Source organism: Pedobacter sp. UYP1 (genome assembly GCF_040547305.1).
Taxonomy (GTDB): domain Bacteria; phylum Bacteroidota; class Bacteroidia; order Sphingobacteriales; family Sphingobacteriaceae; genus Pedobacter.
Map to the genome: position 1 here is coordinate 81,698 of NZ_JBEPPL010000013.1, position 22,009 is coordinate 103,706.

The 22,009-nt window shown below is 38.1% G+C and carries 17 protein-coding genes; 11 read left to right on the forward strand and 6 right to left on the reverse strand.

Translation table 11 applies throughout. From position 1 onward, the window contains the following. Positions 1–204 precede the first annotated feature (204 nt). From ABIB30_RS21035 to ABIB30_RS21055, 5 genes are all read left to right on the forward strand, one after another. A complete protein-coding gene (locus tag ABIB30_RS21035) occupies positions 205–831 on the forward strand; it encodes an RNA polymerase sigma factor (protein WP_354305016.1) in 627 nt (208 codons plus the stop codon). A gap of 123 nt (positions 832–954) precedes the next feature. Further along, positions 955–1,929 (forward strand): 2,3-diaminopropionate biosynthesis protein SbnA, encoded by a 975-nt coding sequence (gene sbnA / locus ABIB30_RS21040; RefSeq protein WP_354305017.1) that lies wholly within the window; start codon positions 955–957, stop codon positions 1,927–1,929. A 17-nt stretch (positions 1,930–1,946) separates the two neighbouring features. Then, entirely contained in the window at positions 1,947–2,918 is a 972-nt protein-coding gene (locus tag ABIB30_RS21045; RefSeq protein ID WP_354305018.1) for a hypothetical protein, read from the forward strand. A gap of 83 nt (positions 2,919–3,001) precedes the next feature. Beyond that, positions 3,002–4,771 carry an ABC transporter ATP-binding protein gene (locus tag ABIB30_RS21050; RefSeq protein ID WP_354305019.1) on the forward strand — a complete coding sequence of 590 codons (1,770 nt, stop codon included), beginning with the start codon at positions 3,002–3,004 and terminating at the stop codon, positions 4,769–4,771. 13 nt (positions 4,772–4,784) lie between these two features. Further along, the gene (locus tag ABIB30_RS21055; protein ID WP_354305020.1) at positions 4,785–5,438 is read left to right on the forward strand and encodes an MBL fold metallo-hydrolase; all 654 of its coding nucleotides are present in this window, start codon (positions 4,785–4,787) and stop codon (positions 5,436–5,438) included. 83 nt (positions 5,439–5,521) lie between these two features. On the opposite strand, the gene ABIB30_RS21060 is transcribed toward ABIB30_RS21055, so the two are convergent. The 6 genes from ABIB30_RS21060 to ABIB30_RS21085 form a co-directional block, all read right to left on the reverse strand. Continuing rightward, positions 5,522–7,501 carry a DUF5686 family protein gene (locus ABIB30_RS21060; protein WP_354305021.1) on the reverse strand — a complete coding sequence of 660 codons (1,980 nt, stop codon included), beginning with the start codon at positions 7,499–7,501 and terminating at the stop codon, positions 5,522–5,524. A 2-nt stretch (positions 7,502–7,503) separates the two neighbouring features. Continuing rightward, the gene (locus ABIB30_RS21065) at positions 7,504–8,004 is read right to left on the reverse strand and encodes a carboxypeptidase-like regulatory domain-containing protein (RefSeq protein ID WP_354305022.1); all 501 of its coding nucleotides are present in this window, start codon (positions 8,002–8,004) and stop codon (positions 7,504–7,506) included. A gap of 167 nt (positions 8,005–8,171) precedes the next feature. Further along, positions 8,172–10,028, reverse strand: coding sequence for a M61 family metallopeptidase (locus tag ABIB30_RS21070; RefSeq protein WP_354305023.1), 1,857 nt, complete (start codon positions 10,026–10,028; stop codon positions 8,172–8,174). A gap of 273 nt (positions 10,029–10,301) precedes the next feature. Next, positions 10,302–10,835: an STM3941 family protein gene (locus ABIB30_RS21075; RefSeq protein ID WP_354305024.1), complete on the reverse strand. Its 534-nt coding sequence runs from the start codon at positions 10,833–10,835 to the stop codon at positions 10,302–10,304. Continuing rightward, the gene (locus ABIB30_RS21080) at positions 10,829–11,368 is read right to left on the reverse strand and encodes a hypothetical protein (protein WP_354305025.1); all 540 of its coding nucleotides are present in this window, start codon (positions 11,366–11,368) and stop codon (positions 10,829–10,831) included. The genes ABIB30_RS21075 and ABIB30_RS21080 overlap by 7 nt, the downstream gene beginning before the upstream one ends. A 161-nt stretch (positions 11,369–11,529) precedes the next feature. Next, entirely contained in the window at positions 11,530–12,090 is a 561-nt protein-coding gene (locus ABIB30_RS21085) for a biliverdin-producing heme oxygenase (RefSeq protein ID WP_354305026.1), read from the reverse strand. A gap of 175 nt (positions 12,091–12,265) precedes the next feature. Between ABIB30_RS21085 and ABIB30_RS21090 the strand changes: the two genes are divergently transcribed. The 6 genes from ABIB30_RS21090 to rhaT all read left to right on the forward strand — a co-directional run bounded on the left by ABIB30_RS21090 (position 12,266) and on the right by rhaT (position 22,002). Beyond that, complete coding sequence (locus ABIB30_RS21090) at positions 12,266–13,792, forward strand: GAF domain-containing protein (protein ID WP_354305027.1); 1,527 nt, start codon at positions 12,266–12,268, stop codon at positions 13,790–13,792. A 29-nt stretch (positions 13,793–13,821) separates the two neighbouring features. After that, entirely contained in the window at positions 13,822–18,654 is a 4,833-nt protein-coding gene (locus ABIB30_RS21095; protein ID WP_354305028.1) for a chemotaxis protein CheB, read from the forward strand. Between the two features lie 3 nt (positions 18,655–18,657). Beyond that, positions 18,658–19,230 carry a Crp/Fnr family transcriptional regulator gene (locus ABIB30_RS21100; RefSeq protein ID WP_354305029.1) on the forward strand — a complete coding sequence of 191 codons (573 nt, stop codon included), beginning with the start codon at positions 18,658–18,660 and terminating at the stop codon, positions 19,228–19,230. An 84-nt stretch (positions 19,231–19,314) separates the two neighbouring features. Further along, positions 19,315–19,758: an SRPBCC family protein gene (locus ABIB30_RS21105; RefSeq protein WP_354305030.1), complete on the forward strand. Its 444-nt coding sequence runs from the start codon at positions 19,315–19,317 to the stop codon at positions 19,756–19,758. A gap of 492 nt (positions 19,759–20,250) precedes the next feature. Then, positions 20,251–20,817 (forward strand): HD domain-containing protein, encoded by a 567-nt coding sequence (locus tag ABIB30_RS21110; protein ID WP_354305031.1) that lies wholly within the window; start codon positions 20,251–20,253, stop codon positions 20,815–20,817. Between the two features lie 108 nt (positions 20,818–20,925). Continuing rightward, positions 20,926–22,002, forward strand: a complete 1,077-nt coding sequence (gene rhaT / locus ABIB30_RS21115) for an L-rhamnose/proton symporter RhaT (RefSeq protein ID WP_354305032.1) — start codon at positions 20,926–20,928, stop codon at positions 22,000–22,002. Positions 22,003–22,009 lie beyond the last annotated feature (7 nt).

Consider the following 22,009-nt stretch of genomic DNA (forward strand, 5'->3'; position numbering starts at 1 on the left):
GGTTTTTCTGTGGAATTGCAGAGAAGATTATAGGGCAGCGACCGTGAAATTACAATCAGGTTGCACTTTGTGTTACTTTATTTGTCTGTTTTTTGTTCCTGCTGATATATTTTGTTAATGATAATAAGTTATTCAATTAATAATGTATTAATGTATGTTGCTTTACTTTATAAAATATATTAATAGATTCAATTGTTTAATAATATGGCAGGATTAAAGGGACGTGACTTAAAATATAGCTGGAAATCTTTTATAAAATCAAAAGGTGAAGATGATTTTTATACTATATATTCTCATTATCACCATTATCTAAGCTTTATAGGGCATAAAAGATACTTTTCGGCAGATGTGGTGAAAGATTCAATTAATGATGTATTCCTGTACTTATGGGAGAACAGATCGTCTTTGGGAAAAGTAAGTGACTTCCATACTTATATTATTACTTGCTTTTTAAGAAAGTTATATAAAAAAAGACTGATCAGTCCTAATGAATTATACAGTGTCCAGGATGTACAAGATGAACAGTTATCTCCCTCAGTAGAAGAAGAATATATTCAGCATGGTGTGGATGGTACTGTGCAGCGGATCGTTAAAGACCATGTTGGTCAGCTGGCCGTAAAGCAGCGCCGCATGGTTTATCAGAAATATTACCTTGGTTTATCTTATAAGGAAATAGCAGCCAATAACAATGTTTCTATCCATACGGTTTACAATACGATATATAAAGCGATTGATAAAATCAAATCGGCCATCACCAAAGAGCAGGAAGTTTACCTGTTACTCTCCAGAGGAACAATGGTCTTATTTGTTTTATTTTTTCAATTTCAGTAGTGAAAAGGCAAACTTTTATACTCTATTAAGAAAAATAATTAAGCGGATAAAATAGTACCATAACTATGAACCATTATAACAAATTATAAATTATTCTATCTCTCATCTTTAGCTCACCTACCCATGTTAAACGAACTAGGAAAACTCGCTGCCTTTATAGGCAATACACCCCTTATTGAACTCAAAAATAACGAAGCCAATCTCTTTGCAAAGTTAGAATACAATAACTTCTCCGGGTCTTCAAAAGACCGCGCTGCATTTAACATTATTTATAATGGTATTAAATCAGGAAAGATTACGGAACATACGACTATTATTGCGTCCAGTTCCGGTAATCTTGCGATAGCGGTCGCTTCTATCTGCAAAAGACTTAAGCTAAGATTTATCCCGGTAATCGATCCTAATATTAATTCCTCTTATGAGACTTTATTGAACCTGATGTCTCATCAGGTCGTAAAAGTTACCGAAAGAGATCATACCGGAGGGTACTTGCTGACCAGGATCAATGTCGTGAATGAATTACAGGAAAGAACACCGGATTCTTTTATCGCCGATCAGTATAGTGACCCTAATAACTATAAGGGATACTATGGTCTGGGAGAAGAAATACTCTCCTCTTTTGATCGTCTGGACTATATTTTCGTTGCGGTAAGTTCCAGCGGAGCAATTACCGGCATTTCTGATTATATCAAAAGGAGAAGACCAGAAGTGAAAATTGTAGGAGTAGACGTAGAAGGTTCAGTTATTTTCAGTGACAAACCTGTTAAACGTTATATCTCGGGAATAGGCGCAAGTCAGGTGCCTCCGATTATGGAAAACGCAATTATTGATGATGTAGTCATTGTTTCTCAAATGAGTATTATCAGAGGTTGTAATGAACTGCTGAATGAACAGGCAATTTTTGCAGGTGCTTCTTCAGGCGCTGTTTATCTGGCTGCCAAAAACTATTTCAGGTTCAATGATAGCGATACCAAGGCCACTTCTCTGTTAATTTTCCCGGATAAAGGCCATACTTATTTAGATACAATTTATAACCAGGAGTGGGGTACACAACTGGCTGCCAAGTTAAACGAAGAAGTCCTTTCCATCAATTTTTAAGCTGTAAAATAGAAATCATGTTATATCTGAATGCCAATAATATTAAAGAGATCGGTTTTAATTGGGAACAATTAACCTCAGTAATTAAAGACGCAGTAGTGCAGCTGCATGCCAACGACTATTCACAGCCAATTAAACCCTATTTAAGATTCGGAGACCCTAAAAACAGAATTATTGCTATGCCAGCTTACATCGGTGGAGAGAATCCATGGGCAGGTATCAAATGGATTGCAAGTTTCCCTGATAATATTTACAAAGATAAATTAAGAGCAAATTCCGTTACCATTTTGAATGAACATGATTCGGGAATTCCGCGCTGTATTATTAACACGGCGACAATCAGTGCAATCAGAACAGCTGCCGTATCCGGGTTAGTGGTAAAAGAGTTCATGAATAGTCTTAACAGTGACCGTAAATTAATTGTTGGCATCAATGGTTTTGGCCCGATTGGTCAGATGCACCTGCGAATGATCACTTCAATTCTGGACGCTGATATTGATAAGGTACTGATCCATGACCTGAATCCGATTGATGTCAATTATATTGACGATGAAATTGCAGCACAAACATTTATCGTGTCAAGCTGGGAAGAATGTTATCAGGATGCTGATATATTTATTACCTGCACTGTATCTGATGCACCTTATATTAATCTTTCTCCTAAAAAAGGTTCTTTACAGCTTAATGTGTCTCTGAGGGATTATACAGTAGCTATGAAAGACTTTATGGATATCATTATCGTGGATAACTGGGAAGAGGTTTGCAGACAGAACACCGATATTGAAAATATGCACAAGCAAAAAGGACTTTTGGAAAACGATACCTTTTCAATTGCGGAAATCGTGAACAAAAGTATTTTAGATAAAAGAGAGGCAACTGATGTTGTCATGTTCAACCCAATGGGGATGGCCATTTTTGATATTGCAGTAGGAGGGTACTATTACCGGGAAGCATTGCATAAAAACATGGGTTTCGCATTGCCGGACTAATCACCAATCGTTTATGAATTTTATAGTTATAGCCCGCCGTAATGCGGGCTATAACTGCGTAATTTAAATACAAAGCTCTCTAAATGCAAAATCCGACAATTGTTAAAGTTAAAAGTGTCAAGAATAACTCTCTTAAACCGTTATTGCGGTTATTTCATTATGTAAAGCCGTACTGGCTGGAATTTAGTTTGGGACTTTTTCTGCTGATGGTTGCCAGTGTATCTGGCCTGGCGCTGCCAAAATTACTCGGACAATTGATTGATGGCGGAAAACAGGGAATTGAGTCGGGCAAAACTACCTATATTGGCTGGCTGCTGATCGTTATTCTTGTTTTACAGGCTATCTTTTCTTTTTTCAGAGTAGTCTTATTTGTGAATGTTACTGAAAAAACACTGGCTGCATTACGCCAGACTGTATATAGCCACCTGATTAAAATGCCTATGCATGTTTTCCTGCACAAAAGAGTAGGAGAAATGAGCAGCAGAATTTCGGCTGATATTACACTGTTACAGGAAATATTCAATACTACATTAGCTGAACTGGTGAGGCAGTCGGTCATTATTATTGGCGGATTGGTTTTATTGATGCTCACTTCGTTTGAACTGACTATTTTCATGCTGCTGTTATTACCAGTGATGATGATTGTTGGAGAATTATTCGGACAATTCCTGAATAAATATGCAATGCAGGTACAGGATAAAGTTGCACTATCCAATACTGTTGTCGAAGAAACCTTACAGGGGATTTTCAGTGTGAAGGCTTTCGTTAGTGAATTTTTTGAAATTGGCCGCTATCGTGCACATACAAACGAAATGGCCAGATTAGGGATGAAAGGCGGTAAATACAAAGGTTTATTTAATTCTTTTGTGATCATCGGTATGTTTGGAACTCTGGTCGCTGTAATCTGGCGCGGAGTAACTACAGGAGTTGCTTCTGGTGAACTTATTTCATTCTTATTGTATTCTATATTCATTGCTACTTCAATTTCGGGTTTGGCGGAGGTATATACTTCATTGCAGAAAAGCATCGGGGCCACTACCCATCTTTTTGAGTTATTGGAAGAACCGGTGGAGGAACTGACCGATTTCAAGAGTATTGCTCCTGAAAATCAGCTTCATGGAACGATTGCCTTCCGTGATATTCATTTTCATTATCCTACAAGGGAAGATATTAATGTGTTGCAAGGGGTATCTTTTGAGGCCTCAGCGAATCAGAAAGTTGCTATTGTAGGTTCAAGTGGTGCCGGTAAGAGTACGATTGTATCCTTATTACTGAGGTTATATAATCCTTCGAAGGGCGGTGTATTCTTCGATGGAAGGGACAGTGCGGATATTCCTTTATCCGAATTGAGAGCGCAAATTGCAGTTGTTCCGCAAGACGTTTTCCTTTTTGGCGGTACCATTGGAGATAACATTGGCTATGGCAGAAAAGGTGCTTCCCAGGATGAAATTATTGCTGCTGCAGAAAAGGCAAATGCCTGGGAATTTATTCAAAGATTTCCATTAGGACTGGATACTGTTGTAGGGGAACGGGGCATACAGCTTTCCGGCGGACAGCGTCAGCGTATTGCGATTGCGCGTGCAGTACTCAAAGCCCCGCGTATTTTAATACTCGATGAAGCAACATCGGCGCTGGATTCAGAATCCGAAAGACTAGTGCAGGATGCACTGGATAAATTAATGGAAGGACGTACATCTATTGTGATTGCACATCGTCTGGCCACGGTAAGGCAAGCCGATAAGATTATAGTGCTTCACCAGGGGCAAATTGTAGAGGAAGGCACGCACCATGAACTGATTGATGTGAGTGGTGGGCTGTACAGAAACCTGAGTGAAATGCAGTTTACGAACTAAATAAAAGGATGTTATGGAAGTGAAACTTTTCCGCGTTGCTGAAGGGAAAATGAAAAATCAATGTTACTTGATTCATGAGGGCAAAACAGGCGTATTGGTTGATCCGGCATGGGATTACCAGGTAATTAATGATTTTTTGACAGCGCATCAGATTGTATTAAAGGGAGTGCTTTTAACACATTCTCATCAGGATCATGTAGACCTGGCTTCCACTTTTGCAATCAGGCATGAGGTTCCGGTATATATGTCCGCAACCGAAATCAGGGATTATAATTTTAGCTGTCCGAATTTGCAGCCGGTATATCATTTGGAAGAGCTGGTTATAGCTAATTTAACGATTATTCCGGTACTGACACCCGGACATACTTCAGGAAGTACCTGTTATCAAATTGGTCTGCATTGTTTTACCGGTGATACTGTTTTCATTGAAGGTGTAGGGGAGTGCGGGATCGATGATATTGATGCGCTTTATAATTCAGTCCAGTTTTTTAAGAATTATTTTCCCAGAAATACAATGATCTGGCCCGGACATTCTTTTGGGATAACTTCGGGTAAGGAACTGGATTTTCTGATGTCCAACAATCTGTATTTCATGATTGATGAAAAGAATATGTTTGCTGATTTCAGAATGCGAAAAAACAGGCCTGATCCTTTGGCATTTAAATAAAAAAGAGGCTTTATTGAGAATAACATAAACTCCTGACAGTTAGACACTATTTAGGGGTAGTGTGTCTCAATACGGCCTCTTTTTTAGAATCCTGCCGATATTCTGAATCCTGTTGTACTTTGATTCTCTTTTGAAGCACTCACATTATCATAATTAAAAGCTTTAACAAAGTTCAGTCTTAACCCGAATCGCTGCACACCTATATAAACTTCTGTATAATTTTTGATCACGTCGGAAGTCAGGTAATTTACACCGGCAACTTCCTGTAATTTTAATTGCTTAAACAATGGGATCTTACTCAGGAAAAGGCCGCCAAAATTATGTTCAAAATGTCCTTCCAGGAATTCTTTCCCTGTACTGAATTCATAAGGGCTAAGCAGCATGAAGCCATCGGTAAACTGCGTGTAGACTACGATATTACTACCCGCAAAATGCTTGAAATCCATATAATACATTTTGTCTCTGTTGAGGAATTTACCGGCTGCTACACTGTATTTGAAAGTACCAATCATGCCTAACCTCTTGTTGGTATCATAGACACGGGCGCCTGCATAGTCATAGTCTATAGCTGAGTTCAACAGGCCTTTTATTCCTTTACGGTAATCCAGTTGTAGTTTCGGATAGACAGAACCCTGTCTGATCTTGAAATCCGGCCGTTCAATGTAGCTTTGAGCAAAGGTAATATTCAGGGTTAAACCCAGGGTGAGTGCTTTGTTTGTTACAAAAGCGTAATCATTACCATAAGTAGGGTATGGGTTATTTGCGGTGAACTCTTTATCCGGAAAGTTTTTAATTGTTCTGAAAGAGGTGTTCAGCAAAGGAGTTCTGTTGGCATATTCCAGGCTACCAGAAAGATATAATCCATTACTCAGTTCCCTGCCCGAACTGATATTCACAAAATCTTTTTTGTACAACTTTAAGATGTTGTTTTTATCAAATAAGGTACTGATTGTATTAAACAGAGCAGGGATCGCGTCGTAGTTTGTATTAAAATCTGCATAGCTTGTTCCCCCGCGAATTCCAGCGTAAGCATTGCGTTTAGGATCATATCTGTAAGTCAGATTAGCATTTGCTGTTAGTTTCTTATTCTCAAAGCCATAACGTGGAATCAGTTGTGTCACTAAAGATGTACTGTCTTTCAACGTTTTCCTATAGGTTATCTTCGGATTATAGACCCAGCCCTCTACAGTATTATAATTGATATTAAAAAGTGGTCCGCTTATTCCCCAGTGTTCCTTTTCTCTGGTATTTTGATGGTTATAGCCTAAAAACAACGCTTTTAAGGGCTTAAATTTATTCTCTTTTCTATCAATTGAATCCCGGTATTTATCAGAATTCCGAACCAATTTGATACTGTCTTTTTTTACATAATCCCGGCGTTCATCCGGAGTCAGCAACATTGGTCGCACACCTGCCCAATAGGTGGAATCTTTTTTATTAGCGTCGGCATTGACTTTCATAACCCTGTTAGTGAAAAACCTGGGCGGGAAATTGGGTTCAATATTATAATTGTTGAAAACGCCTGTATAGGTGCCCATAAATTTGAAGCCCAGCAGACCGCCTGTGTAATCGTAACGCTGACTGGCCAGCATCCATTTATCTTGATGAACAGGAATAAATTGTTGTTTAATATGCAGGGTGTCAATACCTTCAATAATTGAATTATTAGTGATAGCGAGGTCTGTGCTATGAATGCGCCAGCTGTCGTCAATGATATAAATATATCCATTGAATACCTGATCGTATTTACGGCGGGATATTACCTGTATCTTATTGATCCAGTTGTTTCCTTCTCTAAACGTTCCTATAAATTTATAGCGGTAGAATAGCATAGCGTTATCGGCTATAGGCGATACAAAACCCACGTTGCTCAATTCTTTGATATCAACAGTGTTTTTATAAAAGCTAATCAAAAAATCTGTAGCCTGGTTAAAACTGAACCCATTACTGTTCCCACTCACTTTTGAAGAAATCATTTCTTCATTGATTTTACCTGGCTGCTGAAAGTTGAATTTAGAAACTGACTCAGAAAGATAAAGTATCCCTCTTTTACCTGAGTCCAATCCTATGTTTTAAGATCTTCCTGTACGTTTCTGCCCATAAATTTCTTAGGTGCATTTCTAAGTTTAGTTACGCCTTTGATATAAGTGTCACAAGAAAACGCTTGAACTTCAGTGAGATGCTGCTTCCTTTTTTTTATTGCATTTCTGATAATTTCATAGGCAGGATCTTCTGAATTCGCTTTGATCACCACGTCCTTAAGCTGGTATACTTCAGCGTCCATGATAATCTGAAGGTTCATATCTGCGCTGATGTCTATTTGTTTGATCAGCTGGTTATAACCTACTGCTTTAAAGACTAAAGTGTAATGTCCTTTTTCCAGTTTAAGCTGATATTCCCCGTTGGTATTGGCAGAAGTACCTTTAGTTGTGCCCTGGATATAAATGCTGGTAAAAGGAAGCGTGTTGTTTTGCTTGTCGGAGGTGACGCCCTTAAGAATAAATTGTTGCCCAAAGACCAGGTTTGCTCCAAGCAGGAACACTAAGGAAAATAATAGTTTCTTCATATATATAATAACTTATCACTAAGTTGGGTGTATTATTTTATAATATTATATAACAATAAGTTAAAAGAAGTTAAATTAAACTAAAACAGGCAGGCGTTTTCTATGCCTGCCTGTTTTAGTTTAATAAGTATCGTTAGTGAATTGATTTTGCGATGTAGCAGCACAAACTATTTTGAACTGGTATCCAGCCATGCTCTTCTTAATTCTTTTTGTGCAGCTGTCAATTCTGGAAATTCTTTCAGCACATTGTATTTCTTTTCTTCCCGGACTTCTACAGGCTGGCTTAGGGTAACTTCGTTGGCTTTGCCAGTCGCATCTTTCCTTGAAACTACAATGGTAAGCTGATCACCTACCTTTAAGTTTTCACGTAAATTATTCAGGAACTCGTTAACTTCAGAAGCATCAGGTAAGTTTTTTCCATTGATGCTTACCAGTTCATCACCTTTCTGATAACCCATCCTTTTACCGAAATCATCCATTTTGGTGATATCAGCTACGAAAAAGTTTTTGCCGTTATAACCCACACCCATTTTACCCAGGTCAGCTTTTTTAATAGTAATAACTGGTTCGAAATCTACACCTATCGCGGCGAAAACCTCTTTGTAAGGAAGTTTCGCTGAGCCGGAAACGTAAGTGTTTAAGAACTCACCGATTTCAGGATAGGTCAGTTTGGTAATTGTTGCAAATAACTCATCATCATTAAAGGATTTTGTTTTACCATATGTTTTTGATAAGTCGGCCATCAGGTTTTGTGTGCCGTATTTTCCATTTGACAACTGTCTGAGTTTAATGTCAAGGCACAGGCCTATCAACGCTCCCTTTTCATAAACGTTTCCATACTGACTTTCATAAGTATCTAAAACACCTTTGGACATTTTAGTGAATGCCAATGTATCATTATAACGCATTGCATGATCTAACTTATCATTCTGAACTTTAAGATATTGTTTGAAGTCTATCAATCCATATTTTACTTGCATATGATGTGCAGCGTATTCTGTGAGTCCTTCGTACATCCATAGATGCGCAGACATTTTGGGATGATCGTAATCAAATTCTCCGACTTCATGGCTATGGATACTCAGCGGGGTTACGATATGAAAAAATTCATGAGATCCTGCATTTTTGATATTCTCCGCCAATTTAGCCGCAGTAAAGTATTCTGGAAGGAAATACAGCGAAGAATAAGAATGCTCTAAAGCACCATAACTTCTTATTTTTGTATTGTCTGTTAAAGCAATGATGAAAGCATATTTGTCAACTGGTAATTTTCCGCCAAGGTAGGCCATCTGAGCTTCTAATGTTGGCTTAAGTCCTTTGGCCAGGTCTGCTGAATTCGCCTTATTGTTAGGCGAATAAAGAGATACTAAAATTTCGGCACCTCCTATATTTAATGAAGTTGTATCTGGCTTGTTGTACATCATCGGTGCATCTGCCAGGCTGTAATAATCAGGAACATCATATTTATCAGTAGTTGCATTGATATGATTCGCTTTCAAAGAAGTTGAACCATAAAAGTCTGCTGGTTTAGTGATCGTAATCTCGAAAGGTATACTTTTCTGATCATCAAAATAGCCAAAGAATCCGAAGTTATTAATCACGAATAATTTATCTTTATCTATGTTCGTTCCTGCAGGCTGAAATATTTCTGCTCCTTTAATTTCCGGGCTATCCCAGCTGTCATCTACCAGATAAGTGATTTTTGTTAGCTTCTCTGCATTAGAGATTTTCCAGGAGTTTGAATCTGTCCGGTCCGTTTTTAAAGTATTACCTTTTTGATCAAAGGCTTTCAGTTCTGAAATATAACGTCCATAATCAGCAATTGCATAGGTGCCGGGAACCATTTTGGGAAGGTGGAAGACGGTTTCGCTGCTTTTTAATTTTGGCGTAATCAGCGTTACCTGCAACCTGTCGTCGGTCACATTGTTTAAATTAAGGCTGTACCGGTAGTTAGAGCCACTTTTCTGTGCAAAAGCTGAACCAGCAGTCGCAAAGATTAGAAATTGAATAAAATACCTTTTCATTGATTGTCTTTGTGCTATTTAAGGATGCGGATTAATTGGGCGTTCCTTCCATAAGAGTAAATAAACTGGAATTAGTTACAGCAACGTAGTCATGACACTGTTTTTTATTTTTAATAAAGAGGCATCATAAAGGAATGCCCCTTTATATTTAAGGAGTGGTATGCTATTCAAGATTAGCCATTCAAGAATTAACTATTCGAGATTAACCATTCAAGAATTAACTATTCAAGAATTAACCATTTAAAAATTAACCATTCAAGAACTACCATTTTTTTACAGTGAAGCAGCTCCTGGATTTAGCTGGGCCCTATAGGCAATAACCTGATCGAAAAGTTCTCCTGCGTTGATATCAAGTACCGAAGCAGTCATGTAAATTTGCAAATCCTGATCTTTATCCAAAGCCATTGCACTCAGTTTTTTTCGAATATTAGCAGCATACGGTTCAGGATTATTAATAAGTAGTGTAACCAGTGTATCCCCTCCAACTTTGTGAAGCTGTATGTCAGCGATATCTTTCCAAAAGATTAAACCTGCGGCTTTGCTCACTGCGGTAACCTTAGCGGTGATCCCTTCTGGACTCAGCACAATTAAAGGAGACTTATCTTTTAAAGAGATCAGCGTTTTAATAATGATAATGGCCAGTATTAAACTGCCGATAGAAGAAAAAGCAACACCTTTGGCAATAATTATGTCAGAAATCAGTCCACTGCTATAGAGCAGTATGAGCAGCAAGACAACCAGTATGCCTGATAATATCAATAATAAATTAATTGATTTCTTTCTGTTCCTGTAAAATTCCACTACCATTTCACGTTCAGGTTATTTTCTTCTGCGAATGCTTTACCATTTTCTAATAAAATGGAGTACTTCTTCTCAAATTCAGTGTTGTATTTTTCTTCGATAGCCTTAATCAGCTTATCTTTTTGTTCCTGCGGACCCTTTACATCACATAATTTAGCATAAGCAGTATATTCATTTTTATAAACTGGCAGTACGTATTCATACAATGCAATTGCCTGATCCTGAATTACTTTTCTTTCACCGCTTGCGCTTAGGGCTTTGATGTCCTTCAGACATTTCTCTATATATAGTATTTGATAGTTAACAGAGGTAACAGCTTCATCACCTTTTTTCTTCGAAGAAGGGATATCCGGATATTCAATGGTCTGCCCATTGATTTCTTTCGCCATTGCCGGGGTTGCAAATCTGGATATGAAATTTGTGTTTAACACCGCAATACCAAAAAACTTGTCTGCGGTTTCACTACAGGATTGTAGCAATAAAATAAGGGTGGCGGCAATAGCTAATTTGGCTGCGGAATGTTTAAGAATGTGTATCATTAAATTATTGATTGATTAAATTTATTTTCGCCACTTCAATAATCAAGCCGATCATTACCTTAAATCCAGAATATTCCTGCTGCTCAGACTAAAAATCTGTTGCCTGAGAAAGCATGAATATATATTGTGAATGTTATTCCGCACTGTGACAACGCATTGAGTTATTTTACCAAAACAGGTTGAAATACTTTTGCGAAGCAATTGAAAGTTTCATTGGCTACTTCAACCGCTCTTTTTTCATCGTCGTCATTTTTGCCAGTCTGATCTAAAGCCTGTACAAATTTCCCCCACATGCTGCCAGTTTCTTCACCATAGCCTGAAAAGAAAGATACTCCTTTAGTAACCCCGCCTTTAGCCAGCATTTGTACGATAATTTTACCACCCATAATAGAACCTTCCATTACATATAAGGCCGCCATTGCGTCCAAAGCATTTTTAATTTCAGGGACTTCAATTCCTTTTGCGGCGGTAGCATCTCCACCCAGCTCTATAATGTCTCTTTTGATATAAGCAGAGTTCCTTCTTTGCGGGAAATCTGAAAGTATTTCTGGTGTAATATAAGGCGTTATGGCATTTTCAAGTGCACTAAAATAGTCATTGAAATTTTTAAGAAGGGCTGTGTAATCTTCGTCGCTGCGGATCGCTTTAAGTTTTAAAATAACTTCTTTTTCCAGTTTTTGATGTGCAGGCATGGTAGCCTCTTTGATGATTGAACTGATCATAATGGTCTTTGTATGGCGGCTAAAATAGTGATTTTTATATGGACCGCTTACAATTGAAACTTTAAAAATTCTAAAGTAAAAATTGGAATTGGTATATTATTTGGAGGAGGAAAAAAGACACATAAAATACTTTACCTTGCTCAAGGTGTAATTAACCTCTGATTTTTAATTCAAGATGACCGATAAAAAAAACTTTGATTCTGACTTCTGCGGGAGTTTGCCCTTACACCATATCAACTCTATACAAGATTACGGCTATCTATTGATTGTTGACAAGAATTTGAATATTATACAGTTAAGTGAAAATGTGGCTCAGTTGACGGGTAAAAGAACTGATGAGCTGATCAATAATCCGCTAGCGGATTTTATCCAGCAACAGGATGTTCTTAAAATAGTAGGATTATTACAAAAAGGTCTGGCCAAAAGAGTACCTCTTTATCTTCATTTTCGTGAACAACAGGGAACAAATTTGTTTCTTGCCTTGCTACACGTTGAAGCAGATTATATCATTATTGAACTTGAAAAACAGGAAGAAAGCCTAAACAGAAGTTTCGCTGATGTCTACCAGGAAATAAAATATATCAGTACGGCCATTGATCAGGCTGATAGTGTACAGGAAGTTTGTAATATCGCTATTCATGAACTGCGTAAATTGGCTGGATTTGATGGGATTTTAATGTATCAGTTTGATAGTGACTGGAATGGTACTGTGATAGCGGAAGAAAAAGATGAGCGTTTGGATCGTTATCTTGGACAAACATTTCCTGCTTCTGATGTACCTAAACAGGCCAGAAAAATGTATTTGAAGAATCCTTACCGGTTAATAGCTAACCGGGATTACGAAGCGATCAGGTTATACCCTGTAATCAACCCGGTTACGAATGCATTTATAGATCTTTCTGACTGTAACCTGAGAGGAGTTGCGAAAGTTCATCTGGAATATATGAAGAACATGAAGGTGAAAGCTTCCATGTCAATCCGGGTGATTTACAATGAGACTTTATGGGGTTTGATCTCTTGCCATCACGTAGAACCCAAATATCTGAGCTATGAGTTATGCTCTATATTTGAATGGCTTTCTGAAGTGATTTCAACCAGAATTTCATTGATCATCAACAAACAAGATTATATAAATATTAAACAAATTCAGGAAAAGCGTGTTGCATTAGCTGATCAGATTTATGCCCACGATGATATTGCTGCGGGTCTTCTAAGGGATGATTCCAGCGATATCCTTCAGTTGTTCAATGCGTCGGGAGTTTTCATCAGGGTAAATGGCAGATCAGAAACGAAAGGGAATATTCCGGATAAAACTGATTTATATAATTTAATGCAATGGCTGGAAAGTAGAAATTTAAATACTATATATTCAACGAGCTCATTAGCTGATGTATACGAGGATGCGGCTGAATATTCAACTATAGTTAGTGGCGTACTCTTCATCCCAATTGCTCAGGCCACAGGTGATTTTCTGGTCTGTTTCAGGCCAGAGGCCATCAGAAATATCGAATGGGGAGGAGATCCTAATCAGGCGATCAATTTCACTGCTGATGGTAAAAAGTATCATCCCAGAACTTCATTTGAGTTATGGAAACAAACGGTTGAACAGCAGGCTTTACCCTGGACCAAAAATGAACTGGAGGTTGCAGAATCTTTAAGGAGCTTCCTGTTCGAATTTACCATTAAACAAGCACAACAATAGAAAAGCTAAAAATACAAAGGAAGACCGATATGCGGGATCAGCAAGAGCACAGTTATTCAAGAGAAGAAGCGCAATATATTGTCGCTATAGGCGCCTCTGCGGGCGGTTTGGAGGCTATACATGAGTTTTTTGATAACATGCCTCAAAGTTCAGATTTTGCATTTGTTGTGATTCAGCATCTCTCTTCAGACCATAAAAGTTTATTGGTAGAATTAGTTTCCAAGCATACACAAATGCAGGTTGTTGAGGCGGCCCATAATATGTTGATACAGCAGGGGTTTGTCTACATTATTCCCAATAATAAATTGATGACGGTAAGTAAAGGCCGTTTAAAACTTGCCGATAAATCTAAAATTAAAGCGCCTAATATGGCGGTAGATGTGTTCCTGCATACCCTGGCCAAAGACAAAAAAGAAAAGGCTATCGCTATTATTCTTTCGGGTACCGGAACTGATGGTACTAAAGGGATTCAAAGTATCAAAGAAAATGGAGGAATGGTGCTTGTGCAGGACCCGGCCACGGCTAAGTTCGATGGTATGCCTAATAGTGCGATTTCATTAGGAGAGGCAGATTATATTCTCTCACCTGCTCAAATGTTCCAGGAATTGCTTAATCACGTCAATGAAGATCCATTAACGGTGCTTGATCATAACAATGTAGATGAAAGTATGCTGGATGCCATCTTTAAAATGGTACATGACCAGAGTGGTAATAATTTCGATTTATATAAAACACCCACGATCATCAGGCGGATTGGACGCCGCATGAATGAGAATGGCATCCATACGCTGGAAAGTTACATCCGGTTTTTAAGAGAGAATATCGACGAAGTAAAAATACTTGGCCAGGACTTTTTAATTGGGGTAACTAAGTTTTTCAGAGATACAGATCATTTTGAGTTTCTGAAAAATAAGGTCTTACCAGATATTATCAGTAATAAGAATGAAAGGGAAGTTCTGAAAGTATGGGTTTGTGCCTGTAGTACAGGTCAGGAAGCCTATTCTATTGCTATTTTGATCAATGAATGCCTGGAGAAAGCAGGGAAAACATTAGATGTTAAAATTTTCGCAACTGATATTGATCATAAGGCTATAGAAATAGCTTCCAAAAACCGATATCCGGCAAACATCAAAAAAGAAATACCACCTGCACTGCTTAAAAAGTATTTTATTCAGGAAGGTGAATTTTATAGTGTAAGCCCTGTCATCAGAAAACAACTGGTTTTTGTAAAACATGATGTCATTAAATCACCACCGTTTATTAAAAATGATCTGGTGACTTGCCGGAACATGCTGATTTACATGAACAAGACATTGCAGGAGAAGGTACTTTCTACTTTGCATTTTTCATTAAACAAGGGTGGGTATTTATTTCTGGGTTCTAGTGAAACTGCTCATATTTTAAAAGGAGGAGTTTCCGAAACTACCGACAAGTGGAAGATCTATCAGAAATCCGGCGCGATCAATTACTCTTCATTTAATACCTATAATACTTCTGGAAGGTTACTGAACTCAGAAGATAAAAATGGAAAAAACATTCCTGAACCAGCTCAGACTCCAATAGAGAAACGCTTCAATAAATTTATAATAGATGAGCTTGGTTATGCGGGGATATTTATTGATAAGGGATATATTATTAAAGAAGTAATAGGAAATTACAAGAACTTTTTATCCTTACCAGATCAGAAAATAGAATTAAATATTCTGAAAATGGTGCCTAAAGAAATTGCTGTTGTCTTAAATACCGCGCTAAGAAAGGTATGGAAAGAAAATACGCCGGTATATTTAAATAAGCTTCGGATTAATAGGGAAGAAAAGCCCTCACTGCTTAATATTGCGATTCAACCGCCCGATGAAGCTGGGTATATCATGCTTGCTTTTACAGCGCATCCAGCTGACGTGATTCCTGATAAAGAGGAGACCAATGGTGCTCCACCATCTTCAGTACAGTATGATGAGTATGTATTTGAACTGGAAGCAGAGCTGAATGAGAGCAGAAGCAACCTTCAACTGGCTATGGAAGAAATGGAGACTACTAATGAAGAACTCCAGTCTACCAATGAGGAATTACTTTCTGCGAATGAGGAATTACAGTCAGGAAATGAAGAATTACAATCATTAAACGAAGAGCTTTATACGCTGAATACCGAACACCAGATAAAGATTAAAGAGCTGGTTGAGCTGAATGATGACCTGGATAATTATTTCAGGAGTACAGATATTGGCCAGGTGTTTCTGGACTCAAACCTTTACATCCGTAAATTTAATGCAGCTGCTATTCATATCATTAATATGATTGAAGCAGATATTGGGCGTTCTTTTGTACAGATTTCGACTAACCTGATTGCTGAAAATCTGATTACAGAAGTAAATTCAGTTTTGGCTGGTGGTGCGGTCATCGAAAAAGAGGTGACACTTAAAAATGGCAAAAGAAGTTTGATGCGGATCATGCCTTATATCCGTAAGGATAAAAAGAGGGATGGGGCTGTAATCACTTTTGTAGATATTACACATATTACGGAGTTGAATAATATTATTTCCGGTGTTTTTAATGCGAGTTTAAACGGTATTCTCGCCTTTACAACTGTCCGGAATAAAGAGGGGATTATTGTTGATTTTAGATGTACATCGTTCAATGATTCTGCTTTAAAACTGCTCCAAAAAGATAAGATTGAACTGGAGAATGCACTACTGGTCAAACAGCTTCCTGAATTAATTCAGGGAAGTTTGTTTACTAAATATATAAACCTTGTAGAAAAGGGAAAAAATATAGAAACCGAATTTCAGGACGCAGCTAGCAGATGGTATAAAATTGTTGCTGTAAAAATGTCGGATGGTTTTGTGGCTACCCTGTCTGATATTACAGATCAGAAGGCTGCTGAAGACAGGCTAAAGAAGAATTATAATGAACTTATTATTGCCAGAGAGAGTTTAAAAAGCCTGAATACGGAACTGGAAATTAAGGTTGCGGAACGTACTAAGGAACTTTCTGAAAGTGAAGAAAGGTTTAGCCAGGTTTCAAGAGCAACCAATGATACGATCTGGGATTGGAGCCTTGTTCAGAATACGATGTGGAGGAGCGATAATTTTAACTTCATGTTCGGTTATGAGTCTACTGGAGAGAATAGCAATATCGGGTTCTGGTTTGAGAAAATACATCCTGAAGACAGAAAGGTTGTACAAGATAGTGTTTATGAAGCAATCAATACGAGTAAAAAACAGTGGTCTGCACAATATAGGGTAAGGAAGGACGATGGAACTTATGCCGTCATTCTGGATCGTGGATCAATTATGCACGATGATTTTGATACACCTTACCGGATGGTCGGATCAATGGTCGATGTGACCAAATTAATTGAAACTGAGGCAAAACTGACTTCGAGCGAAGAGAAATTTGAAAAAGTATTTCATTCAAATATGATTGGAATGATGTTTTCAAATATTGATACCGGGTTGATTGCAGATGCGAATGATGTATTTCTGCGGATGATTGGTTATTGTAAGGAGGACTTGTCCGGCGGATTGGACTGGACTAAAATTACACCACCTGAGTATAACCAGGTTACTGAAGAGGCTATTTCCAGATTGAAAACCGAAGGAGTTTGCCCACCTTATGAAAAAGAATACATCTGTAAAGATGGAAGCCGGATTTTTGTGATGATCGGTTCTGCATTGTTAGGTAATGGAGCTGAATCTGTTACTTATATTATTGATATCACTGAGCAAAAAATAGCTGAACAGAAAAGAGCTGAACTACAGCGTCAGGTTAAGGATCAGCAGGAAGAATTTTACAGGATTTTCAAAAATGCGCCTGCATTGATTACGATCCGCAGGGGTAAAGACCTGGTTTATGAATTTACAAACAATAAGTTTAATGAATTTGTAGGAGCGGAAGATTTTATTGGGCAAGCTTCGGCTGTTGCACATCCTAAGTATGTAGGCTCACCTATAGCTGAAATTGAACAGGAAGTTTTGAGAACCGGGGAGACTCATATTGCCAAATCTTTTAATATCAAATATAGGCACCCCGGTTATGGGGTAGCAGAGCATTGGTTTGATTTTACTTTTATTCCTGTTTATACTGCTCATGGTCAGGTTGATGGAATTGCATTCTTTGGTTTTGACGTGACAGATTTGCTTAAAGCGCAACAAACTACCAAAGACCTGATGCACAAAAAAGATGAATTCATGAGTATTGCAAGTCATGAGTTGAAAACTCCGATTACCAGTATCAAAGGGTTCTTGCAGCTTGCCTTGCGATTTGCAGAGAAATCTCAGCAGAATAGTCAAATGCTGACCTTGCTTGGAAAGGCAGAAAAGCAGATAGGTAATTTAACATCTCTGGTCAATGATTTGCTGGATGTAACGAAAATACAGGCAGGGAAAATGCAGTTTAATTATGCGAAATTTAATATTAAAACGGCATTAGAGGAGTGCATTGACGATATCAGGCATACGGAAGATTATGAAATTATCATTAACCACATTGATGATATTCAACTATATGGTGATCAGCACAGAATCGAGCAGGTAGTTAACAACTTCTTATCTAATGCAATTAAATATTCCCCTAAAAGAAGAACTGCGATTGTATACACTGAATTGGTTGGGGAAGATATAAGGTTTACAGTGAAAGATTTTGGAATTGGCATTCCGCAAGAAAATATTGAAAATGTATTTGACAGGTTTTTCAGAGTTGATGCTGCTTCAGCTATGTTTTCGGGCTTAGGATTGGGACTTTACATTTGTGCAGAGATCATTCATAGACATGGTGGACAGATCGGCGTGAACAGTGTTGAGAATGAGGGCTCTGAATTTTGGTTCCAGATACCAGTAAAAGGCGTAGAAAAGCATGATGAATAATCAATGACAGCGCTTGAAAAACATATTATAGCCTATTTTGGCAAGGTTGAGGGAGATGACTTAGCAAAGATTAGTTCGTTATTTAAACGCTCGGCTCTGAGCAAAGGAGATTATTTCATGTCTGCTGGTAAACCTGCCGATAAATTAAGCTTTGTACAAGCTGGCTTGTTAAGGGTTTTCGCAGTCACGCCTGATAAAGAGGTGACGCAATGGATTTGTACCCAAAATTATTTTCTAACGGATCTGGCAGGATTTATTTTTGATGTTCCTGCCCGGTGGAATATTCAGGCGCTGACTGATGTGGTATTGTATACGATCAGCAGAGATGATTATAACCGGATTGGGAAGCTTGTGCCCAAATGGCGTGAGTTAGAAAAATTATTCCTCACCCGGTGTTTTACTACGCTGGAAGACCGGGTTTTTGCGCATCTCTCGATGACGGCAGAGGAACGGTATATTTTGTTTTTCGAACAGCATAAGGAGCTATTTAACCAGGTGCCTTTACAATATATCGCTTCCATGTTAGGGATGACTCCTGAAACATTTAGCAGGATCAGGAAAAAACAACTTTTGTAAACTCTTGATTTTTATCAAGTGGGTTTAGTTTGTTATTGAAGACCTTTGTATCAGTAATTCATAATACGATAAGATAAAGGTCTGATGATAACAACAGAAATTAAAACAGCAATTCTGATTCACGCAAAACCTCAGCAGGTTTGGAAGATATTAATTGATTTTGATAACTATCCGAAATGGAATCCTTTTATCAAATCTCTTCAGGGAGAAGTTAAGGTTGGGAACCAGATTACCGTACAAATCGCACCGCCTGATGCAAGTGGCATGACTTTTAAACCTAAAGTTCTGGCTTTTGAAACGAATAAAGAGTTCAGGTGGATTGGCCGGCTTTTATTCTCCGGGATCTTTGATGGCGAACATCAGTTTGAATTGGTGGATAATGGTGACGGAACAACGACATTTTTACAAAGTGAAAAATTCAAAGGGATATTAGTTCCGTTTTTAAAGGGACAGCTTAATAACAACACCAAAAGAGGGTTTATATTAATGAATGAGAAGATTAAAGAGTTGGCTGAAAATCAATTATAAAGCAAGTTTTAACTGGATTCAAGAGTCTGTATCATTAATCAAAACTAAAAGATCAGTCTTATTTTCATAAGGCTGATCTTTTAGTTTTGATGCCCTTGAAAAAATCGGGCTAGATGCAGAGGAAGGAATCGAACCTTCTGGTGCTGCCATCATTCAGCCCCCTGCTTTTGAGAGTAGCACTTGTACTTCGGTGCAAAGATAAGCACCGTATTAAGTATTTATAGAGGTGGGGGATGATTTAACAAAAGCTTAATGTTGACACCTTATCATGTGCATCTGAAGCCATAAGCTAGCTATAGCTCTTATAGTTAAGGCTGGTTTCTTATAAAAGAATCAAGTTACCAATGGCAAAGATGGAAACGTCAACGAAGAAACTATTATCCCGATTGAAAAGGCATCTTCCACACCATTTATTGATAACATAGTGTTTAATTTCTGTTCATATGAATTGCTGAATTTTAGCCTGCTTTTATTATTCAGAAGCTAATCATTATGGAACAACAGCAGGTACAGGATACAGTGGAGCGCATATTTGACTTATATGAAACCCTTGGTGGCGAGGAATATGGTGAAAGTGTGAGTATGACGATGCATATGATGCAATGCGCGCAACTCGCACAACAAACAGGTGAAGCCGATGAAGTTATCATTGCAGCTTTTTTGCATGATATTGGCCATTTTCTGGAGGGTGATGAAAAAATGGATATTTATGGAACTCAGCATCATGATGAGCTGGGAGGTAAATTCCTGTTGGATCTGGGTTTTCCTCAACAAATGGCCGATTTAGTATCTAGTCATGTAGCTGCCAAGAAATATCTTGTTTATGCCGAACCTGCTTATTACCAGGAGCTGTCAGAAGTCAGCAAGATCACGCTGGAATTTCAGGGAGGAAAAATGACTGCTGAAGAGGCTGCTGAATATGAAAAAGATCCACTTTTGCCGCTGTATGTTAAGCTGCGGAAATGGGATGATTTGGGAAAGGATGCGCATAAACCAGTGCTGGCTGAGGAAATCCAGTTGATGAAAGAAATGATACATAATTATTTGATGAATTTATAATCTTAGTTATTTCTGCATAAATTTAGGGTAGAGCAGGACAGTTAATAACAGTTAGCTGATTTTAAAGCAGTATTATCGCTTAATTATTCTAACCAGATATATAAATTTATGCAGATCATCTTTGGAGTTATATTCCATTTTATCGGGGGCTTTGCCTCTGGTAGCTTTTACATCCCCTATAAAAAAGTTAAAGGCTGGGCCTGGGAGAGCTATTGGATAGTGGGCGGGATCTTTTCCTGGTTGATTGTGCCACCTCTGGCAGCGTATTTAACTATTCCTGATTTTGCTGAAATTATCAAACACACCAGCACTGCAATTATAGGTTTAACTTATTTCTTTGGCATATTATGGGGAATAGGGGGGCTTACTTTTGGTCTCGGTGTACGGTATCTTGGGGTCTCTTTAGGCAGCTCTATTATCTTGGGGATGAGTTCTGTATTTGGTGCATTGATGCCTTCAGTATATTATGATTTTTATCCCAAGGCTGGCAAAGATACTTTTACCGAAATTATATCGAGTCCCTGGGGCCAGCTGGTCCTTGTAGGACTGACGGTTTGTATCGTAGGTATTATCATCTGCGGGAAAGCGGGGATGATGAAAGAAAAAGATCTTACCGCACAAAAACAAACCAAAGAAAGTGCAGAATTCAAAATAGGATTAGGTTTAACTGTTGCAGTGATTTCAGGAATACTGAGTTCATGTTTCGCCTTCGGTATTGATGCAGGAAAAGATATGGCCCATGAGGCTAACCATTTATGGAAGGCGCTCCATCCTGATCAGGGTGAATTCCTTTTTCAAAATAATGTAACGTATATCGTGATTTTATGGGGAGGATTAACCACTAATTTTATTTGGTGTATGCTGCTGAATGCCAAGAATAAAACCTTCAAAGATTATACAAATAAAGAAACGCCATTGCTGAAGAACTATGTTTTTTCTGCACTGGCTGGGATCACCTGGTTTCTGCAATTCTTTTTTTACGGAATGGGCGAAAGTAAATTAGGCAATGGTGCCAGTTCCTGGATTCTGCATATGGCCTTTATTATCCTGGTCGCCAATGTTTGGGGATTAGTATTAAATGAATGGAAGGCCGTATCGCGGAAAACATTCAGAACTGTCCTGGTTGGTATTGTATTTATTATCGCTTCTATCCTGATTGTGGGATATGGAAATTCAATTAAATAGTCATAAA

Excerpts from the sequence above, each read along its gene's own strand:
- ABIB30_RS21095 (WP_354305028.1), top strand. The coding sequence starts at position 13,822 with ATGCGGGATCAGCAAGAGCACAGTTATTCAAGAGAAGAAGCGCAATAT.
- ABIB30_RS21035 (WP_354305016.1), top strand. The coding sequence starts at position 205 with ATGGCAGGATTAAAGGGACGTGACTTAAAATATAGCTGGAAATCTTTT.
- ABIB30_RS21065 (WP_354305022.1), bottom strand. The coding sequence starts at position 8,004 with ATGAAGAAACTATTATTTTCCTTAGTGTTCCTGCTTGGAGCAAACCTG.
- rhaT (WP_354305032.1), top strand. The coding sequence starts at position 20,926 with ATGCAGATCATCTTTGGAGTTATATTCCATTTTATCGGGGGCTTTGCC.
- ABIB30_RS21075 (WP_354305024.1), bottom strand. The coding sequence starts at position 10,835 with ATGGTAGTGGAATTTTACAGGAACAGAAAGAAATCAATTAATTTATTA.
- ABIB30_RS21100 (WP_354305029.1), top strand. The coding sequence starts at position 18,658 with ATGACAGCGCTTGAAAAACATATTATAGCCTATTTTGGCAAGGTTGAG.
- ABIB30_RS21050 (WP_354305019.1), top strand. The coding sequence starts at position 3,002 with ATGCAAAATCCGACAATTGTTAAAGTTAAAAGTGTCAAGAATAACTCT.
- ABIB30_RS21055 (WP_354305020.1), top strand. The coding sequence starts at position 4,785 with ATGGAAGTGAAACTTTTCCGCGTTGCTGAAGGGAAAATGAAAAATCAA.
- ABIB30_RS21085 (WP_354305026.1), bottom strand. The coding sequence starts at position 12,090 with ATGATCAGTTCAATCATCAAAGAGGCTACCATGCCTGCACATCAAAAA.
- ABIB30_RS21090 (WP_354305027.1), top strand. The coding sequence starts at position 12,266 with ATGACCGATAAAAAAAACTTTGATTCTGACTTCTGCGGGAGTTTGCCC.
- ABIB30_RS21045 (WP_354305018.1), top strand. The coding sequence starts at position 1,947 with ATGTTATATCTGAATGCCAATAATATTAAAGAGATCGGTTTTAATTGG.
- ABIB30_RS21110 (WP_354305031.1), top strand. The coding sequence starts at position 20,251 with ATGGAACAACAGCAGGTACAGGATACAGTGGAGCGCATATTTGACTTA.
- ABIB30_RS21080 (WP_354305025.1), bottom strand. The coding sequence starts at position 11,368 with ATGATACACATTCTTAAACATTCCGCAGCCAAATTAGCTATTGCCGCC.
- ABIB30_RS21105 (WP_354305030.1), top strand. The coding sequence starts at position 19,315 with ATGATAACAACAGAAATTAAAACAGCAATTCTGATTCACGCAAAACCT.
- sbnA (WP_354305017.1), top strand. The coding sequence starts at position 955 with ATGTTAAACGAACTAGGAAAACTCGCTGCCTTTATAGGCAATACACCC.
- ABIB30_RS21070 (WP_354305023.1), bottom strand. The coding sequence starts at position 10,028 with ATGAAAAGGTATTTTATTCAATTTCTAATCTTTGCGACTGCTGGTTCA.